General features: G+C 72.3%; 3 protein-coding genes. 1 reads left to right on the top strand and 2 read right to left on the bottom strand.

Annotated features, from left to right (window positions below; translation table 11 throughout):
• Positions 1–489: 489 nt before the first annotated feature.
• Positions 490–1,995 carry an FHA domain-containing protein gene (locus ITP53_RS53535; RefSeq protein WP_195903166.1) on the bottom strand — a complete coding sequence of 502 codons (1,506 nt, stop codon included), beginning with the start codon at positions 1,993–1,995 and terminating at the stop codon, positions 490–492.
• Positions 1,996–2,337: 342 nt separating this feature from the next.
• A complete protein-coding gene (locus ITP53_RS53530) occupies positions 2,338–3,474 on the bottom strand; it encodes a site-2 protease family protein (RefSeq protein WP_328818769.1) in 1,137 nt (378 codons plus the stop codon).
• A 115-nt stretch (positions 3,475–3,589) separates the two neighbouring features.
• Here ITP53_RS53530 and ITP53_RS53525 point away from each other — a divergent pair, with 115 nt between their 5' ends.
• The gene (locus tag ITP53_RS53525; protein ID WP_195903165.1) at positions 3,590–4,450 is read left to right on the top strand and encodes a RecB family exonuclease; all 861 of its coding nucleotides are present in this window, start codon (positions 3,590–3,592) and stop codon (positions 4,448–4,450) included.
• The last annotated feature ends 986 nt before the right edge of the window (positions 4,451–5,436 follow it).

Genomic DNA, 5,436 nt, shown 5'->3' with positions numbered 1-5,436 from the left:
CATGTCCATGCCCCCACACCGCACGACCCTCACGACGGCCCGCACGCACCCACGCCCCCGCAGGCCCCACGGCCAATGCCGCCCTACCCGTTCACACAGGCCGCACGACGAGCCGCACATGTCCACGCCCTCTCACGCCCCGCACGACGAGCGGCACGTCCCACGGCCCTTACGACGGCCTGCACGCGCCCATACCCCCGATGCCGCCCTGCCCGCCGAGCGAGATGCCCGGAACGGGCGCATTGACGGGCCGCGAGCGCGAAAACCCTCGCCCCTGTCCGACCCGGAGATCACCGCGGCACTGGTGGGCCTGGCCTCGTCCAGCACGGCCACGTTCAGCCTGGCCTCGTCCAGCACGGCCTTGTTGAAGTCTGGCCACGGGCGTCGCTGGACCGCCGATTCGACGGCGCGAAGGGGGACCCCGCCCGGCCGGAAGCCCGGGCGGGGCCTCGAGACCGTATCGGGTCCCGGGGACGCCCGGGAGGCGGCTCAGCCGCGGTGGGCTTCGAAGCGGAGAGTGCGGGAGACGCCGACGCGGACCGTGGTGCCCGGGGCGATGGTGACGGGCTCGTTGGGCGGGATGTCGTAGAAGTTGGGATCGCCCGGCGGCTGGATCTGGGTGCCGTTGACCGAGCCCAGATCGACCAGGTTGACGTCCCAGCCGTCCAGCGCCACCCGCAGGTGCCGGCGCGACACCGACCCGTCGGGGCTGGTGACCTTGGCGGGCCTGGCCGTGCCGCCGGCCACCTCGGGCGCCCGCTCCGGGTCGCGTCCCAGCAGGTAGTCGGCCTCCAGAGGCAGCGCCGTGCCGTCGTCCAGGATGAGGACGCCGAGCGACGGGCGCGGGCCCTTGTAGGGGACGAGCGTCCGCTGGACCAGGGCGATCCCGCAGACGGCGCAGTAGGGCGAGCGAGGGTCGTTGAAGTGGTCGTTCTTGCAGTCGACCCCGTAGACCAGGGGGCGGTCTCCGTGGTCCTGATGCTGCTCCTGCGGCGGCGGGCCCGGGTGGTCGTAGTGGTCGGGCGGGCCGAGCAGGGGCGGACCTGGCTGGTCATAGTGGTCGGGCGGGCCCATGTGCTGCTGCTGGTGGTCCGGCGGCCCCATGTGCTGCTGTACGTGCTGGTCGGCGCCGTTGCCCCCGAGCGGCGGCTCGTCGTAGGACGGGAACTGCTGCTGCGGCTCGGGCAGGGGCGGCGGCTGCTCCTGCGGCGGATACTGCTCCTGGGGCGGGTAGGGCGGCTGCTCCTGCGGGAGGTAGGGAGGCTGCTCCTGCGGGGCGAAGTAGGGCGGCTGGTCCTGCGGCGGCAGGTAGGGGGGCTGGTCCTGCGGCGTGTTGTACGAAGGCTGCTCCACCGGGGCCGGCTGCGGGCCCGAGGGCGGCCCAGGCACGGGCGGCGGCTGGTCGGCCAGCGGGTAGGGCGGGCGCTCGACGGGCGGCTGGATGAGGTCGGGCTCCATGTGGAGGCCCGTGGCGGGCATCTCGCTGGTCAGCGGCCTGGAGGGGACAGGAGCGGGAGCGGGCTGGTCGGTGAAGTCACCGACGAGGCCGCCGCCGTGCACCACACCGCCGTCGAAACGGACGGCGGGATGGGGGCTGCCGGCGCCGGGCAGGCTCAGCTCGACCCGCTCGACGGTGCCGGTGACGAGCCGATCGGCCCAGGTGAGCGAGTCGCTGCCGGCCAGCCGGGTCTCGCCGGCGGAGGTGGCGACGGCGGCCGCGGCCGAGCCGCTGACGAGCACCGCCACACCGCCGCTGACCGGGCCCGCGACCGCGCACGTGGCCGGGTCGCCCGCCATGTTGGCGGCGAGCACCTGGGCGGCGCGGCGGGCCAGCGCCCGGCCGTCGCCCCCTGACGCGGCCGTCTCGCGCAGCGCCTCCAGCAGGTCGCCGGCCGCGGACTCGTCGGCGTCGCACACCAGCAGCAGCCCGCCCATGAAGGCGACCAGCCCATTTCCAGGAAGCGGACGCACCACTCCGAAGCCGTGGCCGGTCATGCGTCCTCCCTCATGACGACCGTGCTGCGCTCGATGGTGCCCTCGCTACGCTCGGTCACTCAACTCTCCTCCCCGGAAGCCGGCGATGTTACGGCACCCGCACTGCCGTGCCGGCCACCCAGCCATACGCATACCCAGACGACGAGGCCGCGTCGCGGCTCCCCCGTCTCGATTCGGTGAACCGGTGGACCGCAACAAACCCCTTAACTGTGCAAGTTTGGCCAAACAGCACACTATCGGCCAGTCGTCGCATCGCAGAAATCGCCCGGGGTCGGATCCGGCCACCCGAAACTCCTGGACACGACCCTATCCGGGCCCCGCCGCTTAAACGAGTGGGACATATCAGACGCCTGTGAAAACGCGGTTCACGTCGGCCGTGGCGAGCACGCCGTAGATCTCGCCGCCGCCCTCCACGAGGAGGTACTCGCTGCCGGGGGCGTCGCGCATGGCGTCGATGAGCGGCTCGCCCTCCAGGTCGGCCGCGAGCACCATGTCGGGCTCCAGCGACTTGGCGAGGGATGCGACGTTCACCCAGGGGCGGCGGTGTTCGGGGGTGGCCTGTACGGCGGCCTCGTTCACGATCGCGAGGGGCTTGCCGTCGTGGTCGACCACGACGAGGGCGCCCGCCCCGCGCTCGGTGGCCTGCCGCAGCGCCTCGGACAGAGGCGTCTCGGCGGGCACCGGGATCGCCCTGCGCGCCAGGGCGCGCGCGTTGACCCGCGGGATCCTCGCCCGGATCTTGGCGACTCGCAGGGACTGGGTGGCTCCGAGCCAGATGAACGACGCCAGCACCAGCGGCCACAGCAGGTTCTCGAAGGCCACGTCCCCGCCGCCCGACAAGGCGGTCACGATCGGGAACGCCACCAGCAGCACCGCCAGCGCCCGGCCGCCCCACGCGGCCACGATGGTGCCGGAGCCGGGGTTGCTGGTCAGCTTCCACACGCCGGCTCGCAGCATCCTGCCGCCGTCGAGCGGCAGCCCTGGCAGCAGGTTGAAGACGCCGACGATGAGGTTGGACACCCACAGCTGCCAGAGGAGCACCTCGACGATGCCGCCGTCGTCGATCAGGTAGACGTCGGCGGCCAGGCCCAGCGCGGCCAGGCCGAGCGACAGGAACGGACCCGCCGCGGCGACCATGAACTCCTTGCCCGGCGTGGGCGGCTCCTTCTCGATCTCCGACACGCCGCCGAGGAGGTAGAGGGTGATCCGGCGGACCGGCAGGCCGTACCACTTGGCGAGTACGCTGTGCGCCAGCTCGTGCAGCAGCACCGACACGTACAGGAGCACCGCGAACGCGAAGGCGACCGCGTAAGCGGCGGTGGCGTCCAGTTCGGGCAGCCGCTGGGCCATCTGCGGCCCGAACACATAGGTGATGAAGGCCGCCACGATGAACCAGGTCCACGACACGTATACCGGAATGCCGAACGGCTTCCCCATCCGGATGCCGGAGGACTCCCGCCGCGGGCTCTGCTCGCTCACCGCACTCCTTGTACGTCCAATACGTGCTGTTGCTGCCTTGATGCTACGCGCCAGATCACGTGATGCTCGTTCCGCGACGGTTATTCTGTCGGGGTCTTGACCTAGAGTGCGGTGCATGACGTTGACCGAGCCGGTGATCATCGGAGCTCTCTCCCCGTCCCGGGCGGGCGATTTCATGACATGTCCGCTGCTCTACCGCTTCCGGGTGATCGACCAGCTGCCGGAGAAACCCTCGCAGGCGGCGGTGCGCGGCACGGTCGTCCACGCGGTCCTGGAGCGGCTCTATGATCTGCCGGCCTCGCGCCGTTCGGTGCAGGCGGCGCTGGAATTACTGCAGCCGCAGTGGGAGCGCCTGCTGGCCGGTGACCCGGGATACGCCGAGATGTTCGCCGACGAGGCCGAGCAGGCCGAGTGGCTGACGCAGGCGCGGGGCATGCTGGAGCGCTACTTCACCCTGGAGGACCCGACCCGGCTGGAGCCCGCCGAACGGGAGCTCTACGTGGAGGCGGTCCTGGAGGAGGGCCTGATGCTGCGCGGCTACGTCGACCGGCTCGACGTGGCGCCGACCGGCGAGGTGCGGGTCGTCGACTACAAGACCGGCAGCGCGCCGGGGCGCGACTTCGAGGCCAAGGCGCTGTTCCAGATGAAGTTCTACGCGCTGGTGCTGTGGCGGCTGCGCGGCCAGGTGCCGCGGCTGCTGCAACTGGTCTATCTGGGCGGGACGGGCGAGGTGCTGCGCTACGCCCCGGACGAGGCCGACCTGCTGGCCACCGAGCGCAAGGTGATGGCGTTGTGGGCGGCGATCGAGCGGTCCATGGAGACGGGCGAGTGGCGGGCGCGGCGCAGCCGGTTGTGCGACTGGTGCGACCACCAGGCCCTGTGCCCGGAGTTCGGCGGCACCCCTCCCCCGGTCCCCGACCGCCAGCCCGGTGACACGGTCCGCAGCAACCGCCGCTCCGCCACCGACGAACTCTGACCCCATCCTTGCAGACATCCACGCACGACGCCGCTTCCCGACGTCATGCCCGTACATGTCTCATAGGCGGTACGAACCTCATGCCAGTACGCGGCGGGGCCTCGGTAGAGATCGCGGCGCTCCTCGTAGCTCACACCGCACAAGCCTCATGCCGGTCCAGACCCACCCCTCCTCGGCGGCCACGACCGAGCCCTCATCCGGCCTCATCGGGCCAGGACGGACCCCTTAGGCGGCGCCCAACCGGACGCGGGCCGAGCCCTCATGCGGGCGCCACAGTGCGCCTCTGCCTCGCGCGGGCGCCGACCAAGCGCGCCGTCTTCGTACGGACGCCCAACCGCGCGAACGGCCCGCGAGCGGGCCGCCAAATGGTCGCGTACCGGGCCCTCCACTTGGCGCAGGCCGGGCGACCTCGCACGAGTCCGTCGCGCGTGTAGAACGCGTGTAGACGCCGCACAGCCGGCGGCCGTGGGCGAGCAGCACCTGGTCGGGTGTGGTGGCGGCGAACCTCAGCCGAGGGCGGAGTCCGCGTGCGGGCCGTCCTCGCGCGACATCCCAGGCCGGGCGTCGACCGAGCCCTCGTGCCGAACCGCAGAGGAGAGGACCCCGCCCTCGTGCGAGTGCCGACCGGGGCGCGGGCCGTCCTCCCGCGACCTCCAAGCGGACGACGACCGAGCCCTCGCGCCGGTCACGCAGGAGGGCCTGGGCGTCGTGCGGGTGCCGGTCGCCGTGGGCCTTCCTTGCGCGCCCGCCCAACCGTGGAGGAGCCGCTGCGTCGCGCGGGCGCCCGATGGGTGCGGTACCGCGCGGGTGCTCCAAAAGGTGCCGGACAGAGTGCGAGGGATGCGGCGCCGGGGTCCGAAGGGTGCCGGACAGGGCGGGAGGAGTGCTTGGGCCGGGGTCCGAAGGGTGCCGGACAGGGCGGGAGGAGTGCTTGGGCCGGGGTCTGAGGGGTGCCGGACAGGGCTGGGAGGGGTGCTGGGCGAGGG

Origin of the sequence: Nonomuraea cypriaca, from assembly GCF_015645445.1 — a bacterium.
GTDB lineage: Bacteria > Actinomycetota > Actinomycetes > Streptosporangiales > Streptosporangiaceae > Nonomuraea > Nonomuraea cypriaca.
This window is presented reverse-complemented; position numbering and strand designations above follow the sequence as displayed.